The organism is Klebsiella sp. CN_Kp075 (genome assembly GCF_040065055.2).
GTDB lineage: Bacteria > Pseudomonadota > Gammaproteobacteria > Enterobacterales > Enterobacteriaceae > Klebsiella > Klebsiella aerogenes.
The window spans coordinates 4552586-4573022 of record NZ_CM198050.1 but is presented as its reverse complement, the minus strand read 5'-3'; the positions used below and the strand labels follow the sequence as shown (position 1 = coordinate 4573022).

The window sequence follows — 20437 nt, the reverse complement described above, 5'->3', positions numbered from 1 at the left end:
TGATAAAAATTATCATATGATATTGGTTATCATTATCATTGTGAGAGGCGAAACCATGTTGCAGCGAGCTTTAGGGAGTGGTTGGGGAATTCTGCTGCCGGGCGTACTGGTGATGGCGTTAGGCATAATTGGCCTGCCGGTAGAAGCCTGGCGCGTGATGATTGCTCTGGGATTACTACTATCGGCGGCAATGATCTGGCACCGTCAGTTGCGTCATTTCGTACTGTTGCCGTCAAGCGTAGCGCTGATCGGTGGAATGATGCTGATAATGTTGAATTTGAAGCTGATGGGATAAAACAGAGAAGGGTAAGAATATTGGTGCGAGGGGGGGGACTTGAACCCCCACGTCCGTAAGGACACTAACACCTGAAGCTAGCGCGTCTACCAATTCCGCCACCTTCGCACAGTATTCTTAATCTGATATCGCCTCGTTGGTGCGAGGGGGGGGACTTGAACCCCCACGTCCGTAAGAACACTAACACCTGAAGCTAGCGCGTCTACCAATTCCGCCACCTTCGCACAGTGCGAGCGATATCAACGTGGATTATGGTGCGAGGGGGGGGACTTGAACCCCCACGTCCGTAAGGACACTAACACCTGAAGCTAGCGCGTCTACCAATTCCGCCACCTTCGCATACCATCGACACTATAAAAGTATCGTTACCACGGAGGCGCATTCTAGTGGTTTTCGGCGACACGTCAATAGTTAATTATGCAGGTTTTCTCGATTGCTGCAAAAATGGGCTATTCAGAGCCCAGGGAAGTACCGGCGGCACGTCGAGCATGCCGCCGATGAGAAACGAAGATTATTTCTTCGCCTGGCGAGTCATCACCGTGCGGTAAACTTTGAAACGGCCGGTTTGGGCGATCACTTCATGAAAACCAAACGTCTCATCCAGCACCTGCGGATAGGGCAGGAAGGCGTTGGCCACGATACGCAGTTCGCCGCCGCTGTTCAGATGGCGGACCGCGCCGCGGATCAGCGCCTGCGCCGCTTCAAGGCTGGTTTGCAGGCCGTCGTGGAATGGCGGATTTGAGATGATCATGTCAAAACGGCCGTTGACCTCAGAGAAGACGTTGCTGGCAAAAACCTCGCCTTCAAAACCATTCGCGGCAAGCGTCGCGCGGCTGGCTTCGACCGCCGGAGCGCTGACGTCGCATAGCGTCAGGCGTACCTTCGGCGAATGGCTGGCCAGTACCGCGGCCAGCACCCCAGCGCCGCAGCCGACATCGAGCACTTTGCCTTTGGTATGCGGTTGTAGAGTCGACAGCAGCAGTTGGCTGCCAACATCAAGGCCGTCACGGCTGAACACGCCCGGCAGCGTTTTAATGGTCAGGTTATCGAGCGCGTACTCGTTCCAGTACTGTTCGGCGTTGAAGGAGGGCTGTTTTTCCAGACGGCCGTGGTAGAGACCGCAGCGGCGGGCGCTATCCACTTTATTCAGCGGCGCGTATTCGGCGAGCATTTGCTCGGCGCTACGCACGCCGCTGCGGTTTTCGCCGATCACGAAAATATCGATCCCCACCGGCAGCAGAGAGAGCAGGTTCATCAGTTGGAACTGTGCTTCCGGCTTGTTCTTCGGCCAGTAGTAGATCAGGGTGTCGCAATCGGCGACGTCGGCGGCCTCGGCTACTAAGCTAAAACGAACGTTATCGCCCATCTGGCGATTCAGGACCTGCCAGTGGTGGAATTGTTGGGTATGAGCGCGGCTGGCCGCGGTATCCAGACGTGCAGGCAGGTCATCCTGCAGGTCACCGGCAAACAGAACGCGGGCGGACTCGAAATCATCACTGTGGCGCAGCAAGACTTCACTTGCCGGGGTAAAAGCTGACATGAAACACTCCTTCAATAAGACTGGCGCCGATTATAGTAGTTTGTTGGCGCAGATACGACGGATTTGCTATATTGCGCGCTTGTTTAACAGGAGTGTTTCGCTATGACTTCCCGACGAGACTGGCAATTACAGCAACTGGGGATTACCCAGTGGTCGCTGCGTCGCCCGGGGGCGTTGCAGGGCGAAATCGCTATCTCGCTTCCTGAACATATTCGTCTGGTGATGGTGGCGGAAACCCCGCCGTCGCTGACTGAACCGCTAATTAGCGATATTCTGCGCGCGCTCTCGATTAATGCCGATCAGGTGCTGCAACTTACGCCGGACCGGGTAGCCATGCTGCCGCAAAATAGCCGCTGCAACAGCTGGCGACTGGGCTGCGAGACGCCGCTGTCGCTGGCGGGCGCCCAGGTCTCGACGCCCGTTTTTGATGAACTTCAGAGCAGCGTGCCGGCTCGCATCGCGCTCTGGCAACAAATCTGCGCACATGAACACGATTTCTACCCTCAGCACGGCTGATTTATCCAAAGCCTGGCAAATCGAAAAACGCGCCCACGCTTTTCCGTGGAGCGAACAAACCTTTGCCAGCAATCAGGGTGAACGTTATCTGAATTACCAACTAGCAGTTGATGGGGAAATGGCGGCCTTTGCCATCACCCAAATTGTCCTTGATGAAGCGACGCTTTTTAACATCGCCGTCGACCCCGCATACCAGCGCCGCGGCCTGGGACGGGAACTGCTGGAACATGTTATTGATGAAGTCGAAAAACTCGGCGTCGTTACGCTGTGGCTGGAGGTGCGGGCATCGAATGTCGCCGCCATCGCGCTCTACGAAAGCTTAGGCTTTAACGAGGCGACTATCCGCCGCAATTACTACCCTACGGCCGATGGGCGTGAGGACGCAATTATCATGGCTCTGCCAATCAGTATGTAAGACAAGGTGAAACGATGAAATGGGACTGGATTTTCTTTGATGCCGATGAAACGTTGTTTACGTTTGACTCTTTCAGCGGCTTACAGCGGATGTTTCTCGACTATAGCGTGACATTTACCGCCGAAGATTTTCAGGACTATCAGGCCGTTAATAAGCCGCTGTGGGTGGATTATCAAAACGGCGCCATCACCTCGCTACAATTACAGCATCAGCGTTTTGATAGCTGGGCGGAACGTTTGAACGTCCCCCCGGGCGAACTGAACGACGCTTTCATGAATGCGATGGCCGAAATCTGCGCGCCGCTGCCGGGCGCCGTATCGCTGCTGGATGCGCTGCAGGGCAAGGTAAAAATGGGCATCATCACCAACGGTTTTACCTCGTTGCAGCAGACTCGTCTGGAGCGTACCGGCCTGCGCGATCACTTTGATTTGCTGATTATTTCTGAGGAAGTCGGCGTCGCGAAGCCGGATGCGCGTATCTTCGATTATGCGCTGGCGCAGGCGGGTAATCCGTCGCGCGACAGGGTATTGATGGTCGGCGATACCGCCGAGTCGGATATCCGCGGCGGCGTCAACGCCGGGCTTGCCACCTGTTGGCTGAATGCGCACCAGCAAACGCTGCCGGCAGACCTGCAGCCTGACTGGACGGTGACCTCTTTAAGCGAACTGGAGCAACTCCTGTGTAAACACTAATTGCCTCCCCCCCATTGATGGGTAAAATAGCCGCAATTTTTCGTATTCCACATGCGCGGCCCATTGCCGCGTTTACTTAGAAGATTGAATTATGACGTTGTCTCCTTATCTGCAAGAGGTGGCCAAACGCCGCACTTTTGCCATTATTTCTCACCCGGATGCCGGTAAGACCACCATCACTGAAAAAGTGCTGCTGTTCGGACAGGCGATTCAGACCGCCGGTACCGTGAAGGGCCGTGGTTCCAGCCAGCATGCAAAATCCGACTGGATGGAAATGGAAAAGCAGCGTGGGATCTCGATTACCACCTCGGTGATGCAGTTCCCGTATCATGACTGCCTGGTTAACCTGCTGGATACCCCGGGGCACGAAGACTTCTCCGAGGATACCTACCGTACCCTGACGGCGGTTGACTGCTGTCTGATGGTTATCGATGCGGCGAAAGGCGTCGAAGATCGTACCCGCAAGCTGATGGAAGTTACCCGTCTGCGCGATACGCCGATCCTCACCTTTATGAACAAACTCGACCGTGATATCCGCGATCCGATGGAATTGCTGGATGAAGTCGAAAATGAGCTGAAAATCGGCTGCGCGCCGATTACCTGGCCTATCGGCTGCGGCAAGCTGTTTAAAGGGGTTTATCATCTTTATAAAGATGAAACTTACCTCTATCAGACCGGTAAAGGGCACACCATTCAGGAAGTGCGCGTGGTTAAGGGGCTGAATAACCCTGAACTCGATGCCGCGGTGGGCGACGATCTGGCGCAGCAGCTGCGCGATGAACTGGAACTGGTACAGGGCGCATCGAACGAGTTCGATAAGGATCTGTTCCTGGCGGGCGAAATTACTCCAGTGTTCTTCGGGACCGCATTAGGCAACTTCGGCGTGGATCATATGCTGGATGGCCTGGTGGAGTGGGCGCCGGCGCCGATGCCGCGTAATACTGATACCCGTGAAGTGACGTCCGCAGAAGAGAAATTCACCGGCTTCGTGTTTAAGATTCAGGCCAACATGGACCCGAAACACCGCGATCGCGTGGCGTTCATGCGCGTGGTTTCCGGCAAATACGAGAAAGGCATGAAGCTGCGTCAGGTGCGTATCGGCAAAGACGTGGTGATTTCCGACGCGCTGACCTTTATGGCGGGCGACCGTTCGCACGTTGAAGAAGCCTACCCGGGCGATATTATCGGCCTGCATAACCACGGCACCATTCAGATTGGCGACACCTTTACCCAGGGCGAAATGATGAAGTTCACCGGTATTCCGAACTTCGCGCCGGAACTGTTCCGTCGTATTCGCCTGAAAGATCCGCTGAAGCAGAAACAGCTGCTGAAAGGGCTGGTTCAGCTCTCTGAAGAGGGCGCGGTACAGGTCTTCCGTCCTATTGCTAATAACGATCTGATCGTCGGCGCCGTCGGCGTGCTGCAGTTCGATGTGGTAGTTGCGCGTCTGAAAAGCGAATATAACGTTGAAGCGATTTACGAATCCGTCAACGTGGCCACCGCGCGCTGGGTTGAATCAACTGACGTGAAGAAATTCGAAGAGTTCAAGCGTAAGAACGAAGTTCAGCTGGCGCTGGATGGCGGCGATAATCTGACCTATATCGCCCCGACGATGGTTAACCTGAACCTGACGCAAGAGCGTTATCCTGATGTGGTGTTCCGCAAAACGCGCGAGCACTAATATCTCTCTGGAGCGCGGCGATGCTGCGCTCCAGCCCGTTTTGTCCGCCTTCATCCTTACCATAGAAAGTTCTTAAATCTGCGCAAATCGTAGCTTTTTTATTCAAACCCTCCGCCGCATCTCCGCTCATCTACTATATTTATTAAGCACTTTTCAGAAACCTGGCTGAATAAATAGCCATTTGTTTTACCAAAGCAGACATCGTGAGGGCATACCAATGACCAGACTAAAGAGCGCCAGGCTATTGCTGCCTCTCTTCTTAGGCTCAGCGTTGATAAGCGCCTCGACCTATGCGGAAACCACCGCAACCGATAGCGCGAAGGCTGCCGCGACCAGCGCCGGAGAAAGCGTCGATAAATCGATCAACAAGGTTGGCGATTTTATGGATGACAGCACGATCACCGCCCGTGTTAAAGCGGCGCTGATTGATGACAAAAGTATCCGTAGCACCGATATCTCGGTGAAAACGGAAAACAAAGTCGTGACCTTAAGCGGGACCGTGGAGAGCGCTGAGCAAAAATCACAGGCCGTCAGCGCGGCGAAAGGCGTCGAAGGAGTGAGTTCGGTAAGCGATAAGCTGACCGTGGCGGGGGAAAAATCAGCCAGCCTGAAGGGCTATGCTGGCGACACCGCAATCACCAGCGAAGTCAAAGCCAAACTGCTGGCGGACGATATCGTTCCGTCGCGTAAGGTTACGGTGGAGACCAGCAACGGGGTAGTTCATCTCTCCGGGACGCTGGAATCCAGCAAGCAGGTCGATCGCGCGGCAGACATTGCCAAAGCGGTAACCGGTGTTAAGAGCGTGAAGAACGATCTTAAAGTGCAGTAAGGGTATTCATTAAAAGATATTCGCCAGCGGCGAGACCGCTGAGCGAGTTGTACGCAGGGTTGATGTATGCGCGGCCTGAGCGCGCAGAAAAGCGACCGTTAATCATATGGTAAGGAGAACAGTATGTTTAGATGGGGCATTATTTTTCTGATCATCGCGTTGATTGCCGCCGCATTGGGCTTTGGTGGTCTGGCGGGTACCGCGGCGTGGGCGGCTAAAATCGTCTTTGTTGTCGGTATTATCATTTTCCTGGTCAGCCTGTTTACCGGTCGAAAACGACCCTAGAGGCGATATGCCGAAAGGCGTGAATCAATAACCGCGCAGTGATGACATAACGTCTTACATAAAGCCAGTCAATGTGACTGGCTTTTGCGGTTTCAGGGGACGACAATTTGCGTTACTTTAATGACAGAAAATAAACAAACAGGAAAGCAGGGTGGGGCAGCGCATTCCCGTGACGTTGGGCAATATTGCCCCGTTAGCGGTAAAACCCTTCCGTCCAGGCAAACTTGCTCTGGTGTGCGAAGGCGGTGGTCAGCGAGGTATTTTCACAGCCGGGGTTCTGGACGAATTCATGCGCGCCGGATTTAACCCTTTCGACCTGATGCTTGGCACTTCCGCTGGCGCGCAAAACATCTCCGCTTATATCTGTAATCAGCAGGGCTACGCCCGCAAAGTCATTACGCGTTATACCACCTCAAGGCAGTTTTTCGACCCGATGCGCTTTGTTCGCGGCGGCAATCTTATCGATCTCGATTGGCTGGTCGATTCCACTTCGCAACAAATGCCGCTGGCGATGAACTATGCCGAGGAGCAGTTTGCGCTGGGTAAAGAGCTGTGGATGTGCGCCTGCCGCGGTGACGACTACACGGCAAACTATTTTTCCCCCACCCGCCAGACCTGGCTCGACCTGATCCGCGCCTCCAGCGCCATTCCCGGCTTCTACCGTAGCGGTGTCCTGCTGGATGGCGTGAATTATCTCGATGGCGGCGTCAGCGATGCGATCCCTGTGCAGGAGGCGGCGCGCCGCGGCGCACAGACTATCGTGGTGATCCGTACCGTCCCTTCGCAGATGTTCTACACCCCGCAGTGGTTTAAACGAATGGAACGCTGGCTGGGAGAAAGCAGCCTGCAGCCTTTTGTGAACCTGGTACAGCACCATGAAACCACCTATCGCGCGACGCAGCAGTTTATTGAAAAACCGCCGGGTAAACTGCGGATATTCGAAATTTATCCGCAGCGGCCGCTGCGCAGTATGGCGCTTGGCAGCCGTCTGCCGGCGCTGCTGGAAGATTATAAAACCGGGCGCCAGTGCGGCCGCTACTTCCTTGCCACGGTAGGGAAGCTGCTGACCGAACAACCGCCGCTGTTACGCCATGCGCCGCGTGTGGCAAGGCCGACGCCGCTGGTGGTGCCGCCGCTGCCGGTGGCGAATGAAGCGCCGCAACAGGCGATTATCACCGCGCCGCAGGCTAATGACCCCAGCTTTAATAACGAGGATCTGGCGTGACGTTACGCTTTATTGATACCCACTGTCACTTCGATTTTCCCCCGTTTACAGAGGATGAACCCGCGAGTATCACGAGGGCGGCGCAGGCCGGCGTTGGGCGTATTATCGTGCCGTCGATAGCCGCCGCGCGCTTTGCTCGCGTGCTGGCGCTGGCGGAGCAACACGAGCCGCTGTATGCCGCGCTAGGGATGCATCCTATTGTTATCGAACAGCATGATGACCACGGATTAGCGCAACTGGAAAGCTATCTTGCACAGCGTCATCCGAAACTCGTGGCCGTCGGAGAGATTGGCCTCGATCTCTACCGCGACGATCCGCAATTCGATCGCCAGCAGGCGCTGCTGGAAGCGCAGCTGCAGCTGGCGAAGCGTTACGATTTGCCGGTGATCCTGCATTCGCGGCGCACCCACGATAAGCTGGCGATGTTGCTAAAAAAACATAACCTGCCGCGCGCTGGGGTGGTGCATGGTTTTGCCGGCAGCCTGCAGCAGGCGGAACGTTTTGTACAGCTGGGCTATAAGATTGGCGTCGGCGGCACCATTACCTATCCCCGCGCCAGCAAAACTCGTGATGTCATGGCGTGCCTGCCGCTTTCTTCGCTGTTGCTGGAAACCGATGCTCCGGATATGCCGCTCAATGGTTTTCAGGGGCAGCCGAACCGCCCGGAACAGGCGGCCCGCGTCTTTGACGCGCTCTGTGAACTGCGCGCGGAACCGGCGCAGGAAATTGAAGCGGCGCTACTGGCGAATACCAAAAGCCTCTTTACCGCGCTAACCCTCTAACGCCCCCACATTCTGGACAAAATCGTCCCGGTTTTGACATATTGTGACAATCCCATCATTTTTGGTAAATATAAAATCTATTAAATTTCAATGCGAAAGTGTTTTTCTGTCCCGGTATTGCACAATTTGTGCGCCACAACGTCGAGATAATACGTTTCGTTATGTTAGAATAATAACATCAGCATGAGCTTCGATTTGCCAATTATGCTTAAACAGGACCTCACGATGAGGATCGAAGTAAATGGTAGGTAATTGTGAGTTGTATCACGTTACAGTAATGCAAATTAGTAACTAGTTTTCATTAACTGTGATGAATGTCGAAGTGTAATGGCGAGCGGATGTTACAATAGTAACAGGCTCGCATGGTGAACAAACTATTGAACCGGCAACACGCCGTCGGAGTATGAAATGACTGATTTAAAAGCAAGCAGCCTGCGCGCGTTGAAACTGATGGATCTGACCACCCTGAATGATGACGACACCAATGAGAAGGTGATCGCGCTGTGCCATCAGGCAAAAACCCCGGTGGGCAATACCGCTGCAGTCTGCATTTACCCGCGTTTTATCCCGATTGCCCGTAAGACGCTGAATGAGCAAGGAACCCCGGACATCCGTATCGCGACGGTGACCAACTTCCCGCATGGTAACGACGATATCGATATCGCGCTGGCGGAAACCCGCGCGGCAATCGCCTATGGCGCGGATGAAGTGGATGTGGTTTTCCCGTACCGCGCGCTGATCGCTGGTAACGAGCAGGTGGGTTTTGAGCTGGTGAAAGCCTGTAAAGACGCCTGTGCGGCGGCGAATGTGCTGCTGAAAGTGATCATCGAAACCGGCGAGCTGAAAGAAGAGGCGCTGATTCGTAAGGCATCTGAAATCTCTATTAAAGCGGGCGCGGATTTCATCAAAACTTCTACCGGTAAAGTGCCGGTGAATGCGACGCCGGAAAGCGCGCGCATCATGATGGAAGTCATCCGCGATATGGGCGTTGAGAAAACCGTTGGCTTCAAACCTGCCGGCGGCGTGCGCAGCGCGGAAGACGCGCAGCAGTTCCTGGCGATTGCCGATGAACTGTTCGGCGCCGACTGGGCTGATTCCCGTCACTACCGTTTTGGCGCATCAAGCCTGTTGGCTAGCCTGCTGAAAGCCCTGGGTCACGGCGACGGTAAGAGCGCCAGCAGCTACTAATCCCTTGATATGCCGGATGGTTATGCGCTTATCCGGCCTACGAATTGATGCCTGTAGGCCGGATGAGGCGTTCGCGTCGCCATCCGGCAATTGATACCATTTGGGAGGTTACCGTGTTTCTCGCACAAGAAATTATTCGTAAAAAACGTGATGGTCATGCATTAAGCGATGAAGAAATTCGCTTTTTCATCAACGGCATCCGCGATAATACTATCTCTGAAGGACAGATCGCCGCGCTGGCGATGACCATCTTCTTCCATGATATGTCTATGCCGGAACGTGTCTCGCTGACCATGGCGATGCGGGATTCAGGAACCGTTCTCGACTGGAAAAGCCTTAACCTCAACGGCCCGATCGTTGATAAACACTCGACCGGCGGCGTGGGTGACGTTACCTCGCTGATGCTGGGGCCAATGGTTGCCGCCTGCGGCGGTTACGTACCGATGATCTCCGGGCGCGGCCTCGGCCATACCGGCGGTACGCTTGATAAACTGGAAGCGATCCCGGGCTTCGATATCTTCCCGGACGACGCGCGATTCCGCGAAATTATTAAAGATGTCGGCGTGGCGATCATCGGGCAGACCAGCTCGCTCGCGCCGGCTGACAAACGTTTCTATGCCACCCGCGATATTACCGCGACGGTGGATTCCATCCCGCTGATTACCGCATCGATCCTGGCCAAGAAACTGGCGGAAGGTCTGGATGCGCTGGTGATGGACGTTAAAGTCGGCAGCGGCGCCTTTATGCCGACTTATGAGCTTTCAGAAGCGCTTGCCGAAGCGATCGTTGGCGTCTCCAACGGCGCCGGCGTGCGCACGACCGCACTGTTAACCGATATGAACCAGGTGCTGGCCTCCAGCGCAGGTAATGCCGTTGAAGTTCGCGAAGCGGTACAGTTCCTGACTGGTGAATACCGTAACCCGCGTCTGTACGATGTAACCATGGCGCTGTGCGTGGAAATGCTGATTTCCGGCAAGCTGGCGGCGGATGACGCCGAGGCGCGCGCGAAATTGCAGGCGGTGCTGGATAACGGTAAAGCGGCGGAAGTCTTTGGCCGCATGGTGGCGGCGCAGAAAGGGCCGAACGACTTTGTCGAAAACTATGCGAAATACCTGCCGACGGCAATGCTGAGCAAAGCGGTCTATGCTGAAGGCGCCGGATTTGTCTCTGATATGGATACCCGCGCGCTGGGGATGGCGGTGGTGTCGATGGGCGGCGGTCGTCGTCAGGCATCCGATACCATTGACTACAGCGTTGGTTTTACTGATATGGCGCGCCTTGGCGATAAAGTCGATGGCGAACGTCCGCTGGCGGTGATTCATGCGAAAGATGAATCCAGCTGGCAGGAGGCGGCCAAAGCCGTGAAAGCGGCAATTAAACTGGACGCTCAAGCCCCAGAAATTACACCGACGGTCTATCGCCGAATCACCAAGTAGCGATATACTGATCTGATCGCTTTTTTGCAGCGCATGATGTATGGAGAACAAGATGAAACGTGCATTTATTATGGTGCTGGACTCCTTTGGGATTGGCGCAACGGAAGACGCTGACCGCTTTGGCGATGTGGGCGCCGATACCATGGGCCACATTGCGGAAGCCTGCGCCAAAGGTGAAGCTGACAATGGTCGTAAAGGCCCGTTGAATTTACCTAACCTGACCCGCCTGGGCCTGGTGAAAGCGCATGAAGGTTCTACCGGTAAAATTGCCGCCGGTATGGACGGTAATGCTGAAGTCGTTGGCGCTTACGCCTGGGCGCATGAACTCTCTTCCGGTAAAGATACGCCGTCTGGCCACTGGGAAATCGCCGGCGTGCCGGTGTTGTTTGACTGGGGCTACTTCAGCGATCATGAAAACAGCTTCCCGCAGGAACTGCTGGATAAACTGGTTAAGCGCGCGAACCTGCCGGGCTACCTCGGCAACTGCCACTCTTCCGGTACCGTGATTCTGGACCAGCTGGGTGAAGAACATATGAAAACCGGGAAACCGATTTTCTATACCTCTGCTGACTCGGTATTCCAGATCGCCTGTCACGAAGAGACTTTCGGCCTCGACAAGCTGTATGAGCTGTGCGAAATCGCCCGTGAAGAACTGACCGAAGGCGGCTATAACATTGGCCGCGTGATTGCGCGTCCGTTTGTCGGCGACAAAGCCGGTAACTTCCAGCGTACCGGTAACCGTCACGACCTGGCGGTCGAGCCGCCGGCGCCGACCGTGCTGCAGAAGCTGGTCGACGAGAAAAACGGCCACGTGGTTTCCGTGGGTAAAATCGCCGACATTTACGCCAACTGCGGTATCACTAAGAAAGTGAAAGCCACCGGGCTGGACGCGCTGTTCGACGCGACCATCAAAGAGATGAAGGAAGCGGGCGACGAGACTATCGTCTTCACTAACTTCGTCGACTTTGACTCCTCCTGGGGTCACCGTCGTGACGTCGCGGGCTACGCGGCGGGTCTGGAACTGTTTGACCGCCGTCTGCCGGAGCTGATGGAGCTGGTTGGAGAAGACGACATTCTCATCCTCACCGCCGACCACGGCTGCGACCCGACCTGGACCGGTACCGACCACACCCGCGAGCACATTCCGGTGCTGGTATATGGCCCGAAAGTGAAACCAGGTTCGTTAGGCCACCGCGAAACCTTCGCCGATATCGGCCAGACCCTGGCGACATACTTTGGTACGTCGCCAATGGCGTACGGTAAAAACATGCTGTAATACCCGTTGTCTTTCGCGCTGTAGATGCGTTGACTTCATTCGCTCACCCCGGTCACATAGTTAATCTATGCTCCCGGGGATTCACGAATTCGTCGCCTTCCTACACCGCGAAATCTTTAGGGTATTTGAATACGTTTTGTAGGCCTGATAAGGCGTAGCCGCCATCAGGCACGAACAATTTATATAAGGATAAAACGATGGCTACCCCACACATTAACGCAGAAATGGGCGATTTCGCTGACGTAGTTTTGATGCCGGGCGACCCGCTGCGCGCGAAGCACATTGCCGAAACTTTCCTTGAAGACGTGCGTGAAGTAAACAACGTGCGCGGCATGTTGGGCTTCACCGGTACCTACAAAGGCCGCAAAATCTCCGTGATGGGCCACGGTATGGGTATCCCATCCTGCTCTATCTACACCAAAGAGCTGATCACCGATTTCGGCGTGAAAAAAATCATCCGCGTTGGATCCTGCGGCGCGGTACGTGAAGATGTCAAACTGCGTGATGTGGTTATCGGCATGGGCGCGTGCACCGACTCTAAAGTCAACCGTCTGCGCTTCAAAGACCATGATTTCGCGGCGATTGCCGATTTCGGCATGGTGCGTAACGCGGTAGACGCGGCGAAAGCGCTGGGCGTTGACGCGCGCGTCGGCAACATCTTCTCTGCTGACCTGTTCTATACGCCGGACCCGTCTATGTTCGACGTGATGGAAAAATACGGCATTCTGGGCGTGGAAATGGAAGCGGCCGGCATCTATGGCGTCGCGGCGGAGTTCGGCGCGAAAGCGCTGACCATCTGCACCGTTTCCGATCATATTCGTACCCACGAGCAGACCACTGCCGCTGAGCGTCAGACGACCTTCAACGATATGATCAAAATCGCGCTGGAATCCGTACTGCTGGGCGATAAAGAGTAAGACCTGTTGTGCCGGGTGGCGGCTTCGCCTGACCCGGCCTACGGTTTCCCAGGCCCGCTAAGCGCAGCGGGCTTTTTTATTAGCGCACCGCGCCAGCCATCCACGCCGACAGTTCTTTCAGTTCCGCTTCCTGCTCAGGGTAATCTCTAATCAACGCCTCACACTGCTGCTGCAGGACCTCCGCCCGATACTGACAGCCGACTAAGCGTGCCGCCAGCGCCTCCAGCGGCGCCGGATTCAGGCTATCGGTAAAAGCCTGGGCGCGGGTGATATGGCCTTTTTCCACGTCAAAATGCAGCTCGACGCCGCCCCAGCGAAAGCGCTCATCCAACAGGTGGGAGAAAGCGGGCGCCTGACCGAAGTTCCACTCCCAGCTGCTCTGGCGAGCGAAGGTCTCGGCAAAATTCGGCAGATCCGGCGTATTGTCCGGCGATATGACTTCCGCCTCTACCCGCTCGCCGTAATGGCTGAAGAATGCCGCCTGAATGGCTTCGCAAATTTGCTGATGGGTGATACCCGGCAGCAGCTCAACCAGGTTCGCTACGCGCCCGCGCACCGAGCTAATGCCTTTGGCCTGCAGCTTTTTCTTGTCCGGATTGAGGTAGTTAGCGAGACGGCTTAGGTCGGCGTTCAGTAGCAGGGTGCCGTGATGAAAACCGCGGTCCATCGTTTCGCGATAGGCGGATCCAGACACCTTGCGGTCGCCGTTGTCGGTTTTGACCACCAGATCGTTGCGCCCGGAGGCTTCAGCCGTTACGCCGAGCGAATTCAACGCCGCCAGCACGATAGCGGTGGAGACGGTTTTGTCGTATTCCGGTTTACCCGCCATAAAGGTAAAGCAGGTGTTGCCGAGGTCGTGGAATACCGCGCCGCCGCCGCTGCTGCGTCGGGCCAGCCGCACGTTATCTTCTTCCATGCGCCGGGTATTGCACTCCTTCCACGGATTCTGCGCGCGACCAATAACCACGGTGTCGGCGTTGCGCCACAGAAACAGCACCCGTTGGGTGGCCGGCATCTGGCGGAAAATACACTCTTCGACCGCGAGGTTAAACCAGGGGTCGTAGGAGTCGGAGAGCAGCAGGCGGAGCGTCGGCATAGGATATCCTTGTCTGGTTAATCTTTATCTTCGTCCTGGACGGGCTTATTCGCGGTGAGCAGGAAGGGCGATTGCTGCCAGCGGGTACGTTTGCCCTGCAGCAACGTGCGGGTCAGCACCACGCCGATGGCCAGCGACAACAGCAGCATCAGGCGTAAGATATTGGTGGTATTATCCACCTGTTTCGCCTCGGTCGCCAACGTGTGGGTATCCAGCGTCAGGCGCAGATAGCCGACCGGGCCGTTTTTGCCGAGGATCGGCTCGACGATTTGCTGGTTAAAGTAGCCGCCGGCTTTTTTGCCATCCAGCGCCAGGCGGTCGCGCACATCAACGCTTTCGCCGGAGCGAGCCACCAAATCGCCTTGTTCATCATATACCCCGGCATCGAGCACCCGACTTTTATCCGTCAGCTGTTCCAGCAAGCGGGTAATGCGCTTTTCGTCGGGCGTTTCGCTGCGCATCAGCGGCGCCAGGTTCAGCGTAACCTGCTGCGCCAGCGTCCGCGCCAGCTCTTCCAGCTGCGGATTACGCTGCTTTTGGCTATTCTGACTGAACCACGAGGCGCCCTGCATCAGCGCGACGAGAAGCGCGAGACAGATCAGAACAATGACGGCGCGATGCAGTCGGAATTTCAGTTTTGCTCGTACCATATTCCACCTTTGAAAATTTGCAGCTTAATGTTGCCAGAAGCGCTGGTTACAAGGTAGCCTCATGCGTTATTTTCCTCGCCTGAATGAAGAGATGTGGAGCCGTAATGCCTAACAGTTTGACCTGGTGCGACCTGCCCGAAGATGTTTCCTTGTGGCCTGGGTTGCCGCTTTCCCTGAGCGGCGACGAGGTCATGCCGCTGGATTATCACGCCGGGCGCAGCGGCTGGCTGCTGTATGGTCGCGGTCTCGATAAACGTCGGCTGACGGCGTGGCAGCGCGAACTCGGCGCAGCGCTGGTTATCGTCTCTTCCTGGGTCGTGGAAGACTATCAGGTGATTCGCCTGGCGGGCTCGCTGACGCAGCGCGCCACACGCCTGGCCCATGAAGCCGGGCTGGACGTCGCGCCGCTGGGCAAAATCCCGCATCTGCGCACGCCGGGCCTGTTGGTGATGGATATGGACTCCACGGCGATTCAGATCGAATGTATCGATGAAATTGCTAAGCTTGCCGGCACCGGCGAGCTGGTTTCGGAAGTGACCGAACGCGCGATGCGCGGCGAGCTCGACTTCACCGCCAGCCTGCGCCAGCGCGTCGCCACCCTGAAAGACGCCGACGCGAACATCCTGCTGCAGGTGCGGGAAGCGCTGCCGCTGATGCCGGGGCTGACGCAACTGGTGCTGAAGCTGGAAACGCTGGGCTGGAAGGTAGCCATCGCCTCCGGCGGCTTTACCTTCTTTGCCGAATACCTGCGCGATAAGCTGCATCTCGACGCGGTATTCGCCAACGAGCTGGAAATCATGGACGGCAAGCTCACCGGCAACGTTATCGGCGACATTGTCGATGCCAAATATAAAGCCAATACTCTGCGTAAACTGGCGGAAAAATATGAGATTCCGCCGGCGCAAACCGTGGCGATTGGCGATGGCGCCAACGATCTGCCGATGATTAAGGCGGCAGGTCTCGGCATTGCCTATCATGCGAAACCAAAAGTCAATGAACAGGCGGAAGTCACCATCCGCCACGCTGACCTGATGGGGGTATTCTGTATTCTCTCCGGCAGCATGAATCAAAAGTAAGAGGTTAACGTGGCGAAAGCTCCAAAACGCGCATTTGTCTGTAATGAATGTGGTGCGGATTATCCGCGCTGGCAGGGGCAGTGCAGCGCCTGCCATGCCTGGAATACCATCACCGAGATGCGCATCGCCGCCTCGCCGCAGGTGGCGAGAAACGAGCGTCTGTCAGGCTACGCCGGTAATGCCGGCGTGTCGAAGGTACAGAAGCTGTCGGAGATAAGCCTGGAGGCGCTGCCGCGTTTCTCCACCGGATTTAAAGAGTTCGACCGCGTGCTCGGCGGCGGCGTGGTACCGGGTAGCGCCATTCTAATCGGCGGCAACCCCGGCGCCGGGAAATCGACGCTGCTGCTGCAAACGCTCTGCAAGCTGGCGGAAGGAATGAAAACGCTGTACGTCACCGGGGAAGAATCCCTGCAGCAGGTCGCGATGCGCGCGCATCGTCTCGGGCTGCCGACGGCGAATCTGAATATGCTCTCGGAGACCAGCATCGAGCAAATCTGTCAGATCGCCGATGAAGAAAAGCCTCAGCTGATGGTCATCGACTCCATCCAGGTGATGCATATGGCTGATGTCCAGTCGTCGCCGGGGAGCGTGGCCCAGGTACGCGAAACCGCGGCCTATCTGACGCGCTTTGCCAAAACTCGCGGCGTGGCGATTGTGATGGTTGGCCACGTCACCAAAGACGGCTCGCTGGCCGGTCCGAAAGTACTGGAACACTGTATTGACTGCTCGGTGCTGCTGGACGGCGATGCGGATTCCCGTTTCCGCACGTTGCGCAGCCATAAAAACCGCTTTGGCGCGGTCAATGAACTCGGCGTCTTCGCGATGACCGAGCAGGGCCTGCGCGAAGTCAGCAACCCCTCCGCCATCTTCCTCAGCCGCGGCGATGAAGTCACCTCTGGCAGCTCGGTCATGGTGGTATGGGAAGGCACCCGTCCGCTGCTGGTTGAGATCCAGGCGCTGGTCGATCACTCGATGATGTCTAATCCGCGTCGCGTCGCGGTAGGCCTGGAGCAGAACCGTCTGGCGATCCTGCTGGCGGTGCTGCACCGTCATGGCGGCCTGCAGATGGCCGATCAGGACGTCTTCGTTAACGTGGTTGGCGGGGTCAAAGTCACTGAAACCAGCGCCGACCTGGCGCTGCTGCTGGCGATGGTTTCGAGCCTGCGCGATCGCCCGTTGCCGCAGGATCTGGTGGTCTTTGGCGAAGTCGGATTAGCCGGTGAAATTCGCCCGGTGCCAAGCGGCCAGGAACGTATTTCCGAGGCGGCGAAGCACGGGTTCCGTCGCGCCATCGTACCTGCGGCAAACGTGCCTAAAAAAGCGCCGGAAGGGATGCAAATCTTTGGCGTGAAAAAACTGGCCGATGCGCTGAGCGTTTTTGACGACTTATAATGATACCCGTCATACTTCAGGGTATGACGGGTATCAAACCCGAGTTTGCAGGAGGCACGCATAAACTATGTCGTCATTCGACTATCTGAAAAACGCCATTAAGCAAAAGGGTTGTACGCTGCAGCAGGTGGCGGAAGCCAGCGGGATGACCAAAGGTTATCTCAGTCAGCTATTAAACGCGAAAATCAAAAGCCCGAGCGCCCAGAAGCTCGAAGCCTTACACCGCTTCCTCGGCCTTGAATTCCCGCGCAAACAGAAAAGCGTCGGGGTGGTTTTTGGTAAATTTTATCCGCTGCATACCGGGCATATTTACCTGATTCAGCGCGCCTGTAGCCAGGTCGATGAGCTTCATATCATCATGGGCTATGACGACACTCGTGACCGCGAGCTGTTCGAGGAGAGCGCCATGTCGCAACAGCCGACGGTTCCCGATCGTCTGCGCTGGCTGCTGCAAACCTTTAAATATCAAAAAAACATTCGCATCCACGCCTTCAACGAAGAGGGGATGGAGCCGTACCCGCACGGCTGGGACGTCTGGAGCCGCGGGATCCGCGCCTTCATGAGCGAGAAAGGGATCGAACCTAACTGGATCTACACCTCGGAAGAGGCCGATGCGCCGCAGTATCTGGAGCATCTGGGGATCGAAACCGTGCTTATCGATCCGAAGCGAACCTTCATGAGTATCAGCGGCGGCCAGATCCGCGAAAACCCGTTCCGCTATTGGGAATATATTCCGACCGAAGTAAAACCGTTCTTTGTGCGTACGGTGGCGATCCTAGGCGGCGAGTCGAGCGGTAAATCGACGCTGGTGAATAAGCTCGCCAATATCTTCAATACTACCAGCGCCTGGGAATATGGCCGCGATTACGTCTTTTCACACCTCGGCGGCGATGAAATGGCGTTGCAGTATTCCGATTACGATAAAATCGCGCTGGGGCATGCACAGTACATTGATTTCGCGGTGAAGTATGCCAATAAGGTGGCGTTTATCGATACCGACTTCGTCAGCACTCAGGCCTTCTGCCTGAAGTACGAAGGCCGCGAGCATCCGTTCGTGCAGGCGTTAATCGATGAATACCGCTTTGATCTGGTGATCCTGCTGGAGAACAACACGCCTTGGGTGGCCGATGGGCTGCGTAGCCTCGGTAGTTCGGTAGATCGCAAAGAGTTTCAGACGTTGCTGGTGTCACTGCTGAAAGAAAACGGCATCGAGTTCGTCCACGTGGAAGAGTCGGACTACGACGCCCGGTTCCTGCGCTGCGTTGAGCTGGTGAAGCAGCTGATGGGCGAGCAGGGGTAGGGGCTCTGCGGGGTGAGGCCCTCACCCCGGCCCTCTCCCAATGGGAGAGGGAGCAAACATTAAAAAAGGCAACTTGCGTTGCCTTTTTGTATTTTATTTTGAGATACGTTTGTACTTGATACGCTTCGGCTCCAGCGCATCGGCGCCGAGGGTGCGTTTCTTGTACTCTTCGTACTCGGTAAAGTTACCTTCGAAGAACTCAACTTTACCTTCATCCTGGTAATCCAGAATGTGGGTCGCAATACGGTCAAGGAACCAGCGGTCGTGCGAGATAACCATGGCGCAGCCCGGGAACTCCAGCAGGGCGTTTTCCAGCGCGCGCAGGGTTTCGATATCCAGGTCGTTGGTCGGTTCATCGAGCAGCAGTACGTTACCGCCGACCTGCAGCAGCTTCGCCAGGTGCAGACGACCGCGTTCACCGCCGGACAGCTCGCCAACGCGTTTGCCCTGGTCGACGCCTTTGAAGTTAAAGCGGCCAACGTAGGCGCGGCTTGGCATCTCTGTGTTGCCGATCTTCATGATATCCAGGCCGCCGGACACTTCTTCCCAAACGGTCTTGCTGTTGTCCATCGCGTCACGGAACTGATCGACGGAGGCCAGCTTAACGGTTTCACCCAGCGTGATGGTGCCGGAATCAGGCTGTTCCTGGCCGGACATCATGCGGAACAGGGTAGATTTACCCGCGCCGTTCGGACCGATGATACCAACGATAGCGCCTTTCGGTACGGAGAAGCTCAGATCGTCAATCAGTACGCGGTCGCCGTAAGATTTGCGCAGATTGCTGACTTCCAGAACTTTATCGCCCAGACGCGCTCCTGGCGGAATGAACAGTTCGTTGGTCTCGTTACGTTTCTGGTATTCGACGTTGTTAAGCTCTTCAAAGCGCGCCAGACGGGCTTTGCCCTTAGACTGACGGCCTTTCGCGCCCTGGCGAACCCACTCTAGTTCTTTCTCGATAGATTTGCGGCGTGCGGCTTCCTGAGAAGCTTCCTGCGCCAGACGCTGATCTTTCTGCTCCAGCCAGGAGGAGTAGTTGCCTTCCCACGGAATACCTTCGCCGCGGTCAAGCTCGAGGATCCAGCCGGCGACGTTATCGAGGAAGTAACGGTCGTGGGTAATCGCCACTACGGTGCCTTCGAAATCGTGCAGGAAGCGCTCCAGCCAGGCGACGGACTCGGCGTCGAGGTGGTTGGTCGGTTCGTCGAGCAGCAGCATGTCTGGTTTTTCCAGCAGCAGGCGGCACAGTGCGACGCGGCGGCGTTCACCACCGGAAAGATTGGCGATTTTCGCATCCCAGTCCGGCAGGCGCAGGGCATCGGCCGCACGCTCCAGCTGCACGTTCAGGTTATGGCCGTCGTGCGCCTGGATGATCTCTTCGAACTTGCCCTGTTGCGCGGCAAGCTTATCGAAGTCGGCATCCGGCTCGGCGTATTTGGCATAAACTTCGTCCAGGCCTTTCAGCGCGTTAACCACTTCGGCGACCGCTTCTTCAACGGATTCGCGTACGGTGTGCTCCGGATTCAGCTGCGGCTCCTGCGGCAGGTAGCCGATTTTGATCCCGGGCTGCGGGCGCGCTTCACCTTCGATCTCGGTGTCGATACCGGCCATGATGCGCAGCAGGGTAGATTTACCGGCGCCGTTCAGACCGAGAACACCGATTTTCGCGCCAGGGAAGAAACTGAGGGAGATATTTTTCAAAATATGACGTTTCGGCGGAACCACTTTGCCGACACGATGCATGGTATAAACGAATTGAGCCACGTTGGACTTCGCCTCTTTCTATTCTGATAGATAGTTCAAAGGCGAAGTGTAGCCTTTTTCGCGCGGTAATCCCAGCGAGGCGACA

Annotated in this window: 20 protein-coding genes and 3 tRNA genes; 16 read left to right on the top strand and 7 right to left on the bottom strand. The window is 56.2% G+C overall.

What is annotated here, in order from left to right; translation table 11 throughout:
- Window positions 1–55 precede the first annotated feature (55 nt).
- Window positions 56–295, top strand: a complete 240-nt coding sequence (locus tag ABLV78_RS21775; protein WP_045395533.1) for a DUF1435 domain-containing protein — start codon at window positions 56–58, stop codon at window positions 293–295.
- A gap of 21 nt (window positions 296–316) precedes the next feature.
- Here the strand turns inward: ABLV78_RS21775 and ABLV78_RS21770 are convergent.
- From ABLV78_RS21770 to rsmC, 4 genes are all read right to left on the bottom strand, one after another.
- Window positions 317–403, bottom strand: a tRNA-Leu gene (locus ABLV78_RS21770).
- 29 nt (window positions 404–432) lie between these two features.
- Window positions 433–519: transfer RNA gene (locus tag ABLV78_RS21765), tRNA-Leu, on the bottom strand.
- Between the two features lie 28 nt (window positions 520–547).
- A tRNA-Leu gene (locus ABLV78_RS21760) sits at window positions 548–634 on the bottom strand.
- Window positions 635–806: 172 nt separating this feature from the next.
- The gene (gene rsmC, locus ABLV78_RS21755; RefSeq protein ID WP_045395931.1) at window positions 807–1835 is read right to left on the bottom strand and encodes a 16S rRNA (guanine(1207)-N(2))-methyltransferase RsmC; all 1029 of its coding nucleotides are present in this window, start codon (window positions 1833–1835) and stop codon (window positions 807–809) included.
- 102 nt (window positions 1836–1937) lie between these two features.
- Here rsmC and ABLV78_RS21750 point away from each other — a divergent pair, with 102 nt between their 5' ends.
- From ABLV78_RS21750 to deoD, 12 genes are all read left to right on the top strand, one after another.
- Entirely contained in the window at window positions 1938–2351 is a 414-nt protein-coding gene (locus ABLV78_RS21750; protein ID WP_045395927.1) for a DNA polymerase III subunit psi, read from the top strand.
- Window positions 2320–2766 (top strand): ribosomal protein S18-alanine N-acetyltransferase, encoded by a 447-nt coding sequence (gene rimI / locus ABLV78_RS21745; RefSeq protein WP_015368389.1) that lies wholly within the window; start codon window positions 2320–2322, stop codon window positions 2764–2766. Before ABLV78_RS21750 ends, rimI begins: the two co-directional genes overlap by 32 nt.
- Before the next feature lie 14 nt (window positions 2767–2780).
- Window positions 2781–3458, top strand: a complete 678-nt coding sequence (gene yjjG, locus ABLV78_RS21740; protein WP_045395924.1) for a pyrimidine 5'-nucleotidase — start codon at window positions 2781–2783, stop codon at window positions 3456–3458.
- A gap of 91 nt (window positions 3459–3549) precedes the next feature.
- Entirely contained in the window at window positions 3550–5139 is a 1590-nt protein-coding gene (gene prfC, locus ABLV78_RS21735; protein WP_047043896.1) for a peptide chain release factor 3, read from the top strand.
- A gap of 217 nt (window positions 5140–5356) precedes the next feature.
- Window positions 5357–5968, top strand: a complete 612-nt coding sequence (gene osmY / locus ABLV78_RS21730; RefSeq protein ID WP_020079668.1) for a molecular chaperone OsmY — start codon at window positions 5357–5359, stop codon at window positions 5966–5968.
- A gap of 123 nt (window positions 5969–6091) precedes the next feature.
- Entirely contained in the window at window positions 6092–6253 is a 162-nt protein-coding gene (locus ABLV78_RS21725) for a DUF1328 domain-containing protein (protein WP_015368384.1), read from the top strand.
- Window positions 6254–6404: 151 nt separating this feature from the next.
- Window positions 6405–7478: a patatin-like phospholipase family protein gene (locus ABLV78_RS21720; RefSeq protein ID WP_047043898.1), complete on the top strand. Its 1074-nt coding sequence runs from the start codon at window positions 6405–6407 to the stop codon at window positions 7476–7478.
- A complete protein-coding gene (locus ABLV78_RS21715) occupies window positions 7475–8260 on the top strand; it encodes a metal-dependent hydrolase (protein ID WP_047043900.1) in 786 nt (261 codons plus the stop codon). The genes ABLV78_RS21720 and ABLV78_RS21715 overlap by 4 nt, the downstream gene beginning before the upstream one ends.
- Window positions 8261–8668: 408 nt before the next feature.
- Window positions 8669–9448: a deoxyribose-phosphate aldolase gene (deoC, locus tag ABLV78_RS21710; protein ID WP_023325440.1), complete on the top strand. Its 780-nt coding sequence runs from the start codon at window positions 8669–8671 to the stop codon at window positions 9446–9448.
- A 113-nt stretch (window positions 9449–9561) separates the two neighbouring features.
- Complete coding sequence (deoA, locus tag ABLV78_RS21705; RefSeq protein ID WP_045395933.1) at window positions 9562–10884, top strand: thymidine phosphorylase; 1323 nt, start codon at window positions 9562–9564, stop codon at window positions 10882–10884.
- 52 nt (window positions 10885–10936) lie between these two features.
- Entirely contained in the window at window positions 10937–12160 is a 1224-nt protein-coding gene (gene deoB, locus ABLV78_RS21700) for a phosphopentomutase (protein ID WP_045395913.1), read from the top strand.
- 197 nt (window positions 12161–12357) lie between these two features.
- Window positions 12358–13077, top strand: a complete 720-nt coding sequence (gene deoD, locus ABLV78_RS21695) for a purine-nucleoside phosphorylase (protein ID WP_002887789.1) — start codon at window positions 12358–12360, stop codon at window positions 13075–13077.
- Between the two features lie 79 nt (window positions 13078–13156).
- Here the strand turns inward: deoD and lplA are convergent, their stop codons facing one another.
- Both lplA and ABLV78_RS21685 read right to left on the bottom strand, forming a co-directional pair.
- Complete coding sequence (gene lplA, locus ABLV78_RS21690; RefSeq protein ID WP_047043905.1) at window positions 13157–14173, bottom strand: lipoate--protein ligase; 1017 nt, start codon at window positions 14171–14173, stop codon at window positions 13157–13159.
- Between the two features lie 17 nt (window positions 14174–14190).
- Window positions 14191–14823 carry a YtjB family periplasmic protein gene (locus tag ABLV78_RS21685; protein ID WP_015368377.1) on the bottom strand — a complete coding sequence of 211 codons (633 nt, stop codon included), beginning with the start codon at window positions 14821–14823 and terminating at the stop codon, window positions 14191–14193.
- A 104-nt stretch (window positions 14824–14927) separates the two neighbouring features.
- Here ABLV78_RS21685 and serB point away from each other — a divergent pair, with 104 nt between their 5' ends.
- From serB to nadR, 3 genes are all read left to right on the top strand, one after another.
- Window positions 14928–15899, top strand: a complete 972-nt coding sequence (gene serB / locus ABLV78_RS21680) for a phosphoserine phosphatase (protein ID WP_015704324.1) — start codon at window positions 14928–14930, stop codon at window positions 15897–15899.
- Window positions 15900–15908: 9 nt separating this feature from the next.
- Window positions 15909–17291, top strand: coding sequence for a DNA repair protein RadA (gene radA / locus ABLV78_RS21675; RefSeq protein WP_015368375.1), 1383 nt, complete (start codon window positions 15909–15911; stop codon window positions 17289–17291).
- 67 nt (window positions 17292–17358) lie between these two features.
- Window positions 17359–18591: a multifunctional transcriptional regulator/nicotinamide-nucleotide adenylyltransferase/ribosylnicotinamide kinase NadR gene (nadR, locus tag ABLV78_RS21670; protein ID WP_045395907.1), complete on the top strand. Its 1233-nt coding sequence runs from the start codon at window positions 17359–17361 to the stop codon at window positions 18589–18591.
- A gap of 93 nt (window positions 18592–18684) precedes the next feature.
- Here the strand turns inward: nadR and ettA are convergent, their stop codons facing one another.
- A complete protein-coding gene (gene ettA, locus ABLV78_RS21665; protein WP_023291900.1) occupies window positions 18685–20352 on the bottom strand; it encodes an energy-dependent translational throttle protein EttA in 1668 nt (555 codons plus the stop codon).
- Between the last annotated feature and the right edge of the window lie 85 nt (window positions 20353–20437).

Coding starts and splice junctions, on each gene's coding strand:
- serB (WP_015704324.1), top strand. CDS start 14,928: ATGCCTAACAGTTTGACCTGGTGCGACCTGCCCGAAGATGTTTCCTTG.
- rimI (WP_015368389.1), top strand. CDS start 2,320: ATGAACACGATTTCTACCCTCAGCACGGCTGATTTATCCAAAGCCTGG.
- ABLV78_RS21685 (WP_015368377.1), bottom strand. CDS start 14,823: ATGGTACGAGCAAAACTGAAATTCCGACTGCATCGCGCCGTCATTGTT.
- prfC (WP_047043896.1), top strand. CDS start 3,550: ATGACGTTGTCTCCTTATCTGCAAGAGGTGGCCAAACGCCGCACTTTT.
- ABLV78_RS21775 (WP_045395533.1), top strand. CDS start 56: ATGTTGCAGCGAGCTTTAGGGAGTGGTTGGGGAATTCTGCTGCCGGGC.
- lplA (WP_047043905.1), bottom strand. CDS start 14,173: ATGCCGACGCTCCGCCTGCTGCTCTCCGACTCCTACGACCCCTGGTTT.
- nadR (WP_045395907.1), top strand. CDS start 17,359: ATGTCGTCATTCGACTATCTGAAAAACGCCATTAAGCAAAAGGGTTGT.
- deoD (WP_002887789.1), top strand. CDS start 12,358: ATGGCTACCCCACACATTAACGCAGAAATGGGCGATTTCGCTGACGTA.
- deoB (WP_045395913.1), top strand. CDS start 10,937: ATGAAACGTGCATTTATTATGGTGCTGGACTCCTTTGGGATTGGCGCA.
- rsmC (WP_045395931.1), bottom strand. CDS start 1,835: ATGTCAGCTTTTACCCCGGCAAGTGAAGTCTTGCTGCGCCACAGTGAT.
- osmY (WP_020079668.1), top strand. CDS start 5,357: ATGACCAGACTAAAGAGCGCCAGGCTATTGCTGCCTCTCTTCTTAGGC.
- deoC (WP_023325440.1), top strand. CDS start 8,669: ATGACTGATTTAAAAGCAAGCAGCCTGCGCGCGTTGAAACTGATGGAT.
- yjjG (WP_045395924.1), top strand. CDS start 2,781: ATGAAATGGGACTGGATTTTCTTTGATGCCGATGAAACGTTGTTTACG.
- ABLV78_RS21750 (WP_045395927.1), top strand. CDS start 1,938: ATGACTTCCCGACGAGACTGGCAATTACAGCAACTGGGGATTACCCAG.
- ABLV78_RS21725 (WP_015368384.1), top strand. CDS start 6,092: ATGTTTAGATGGGGCATTATTTTTCTGATCATCGCGTTGATTGCCGCC.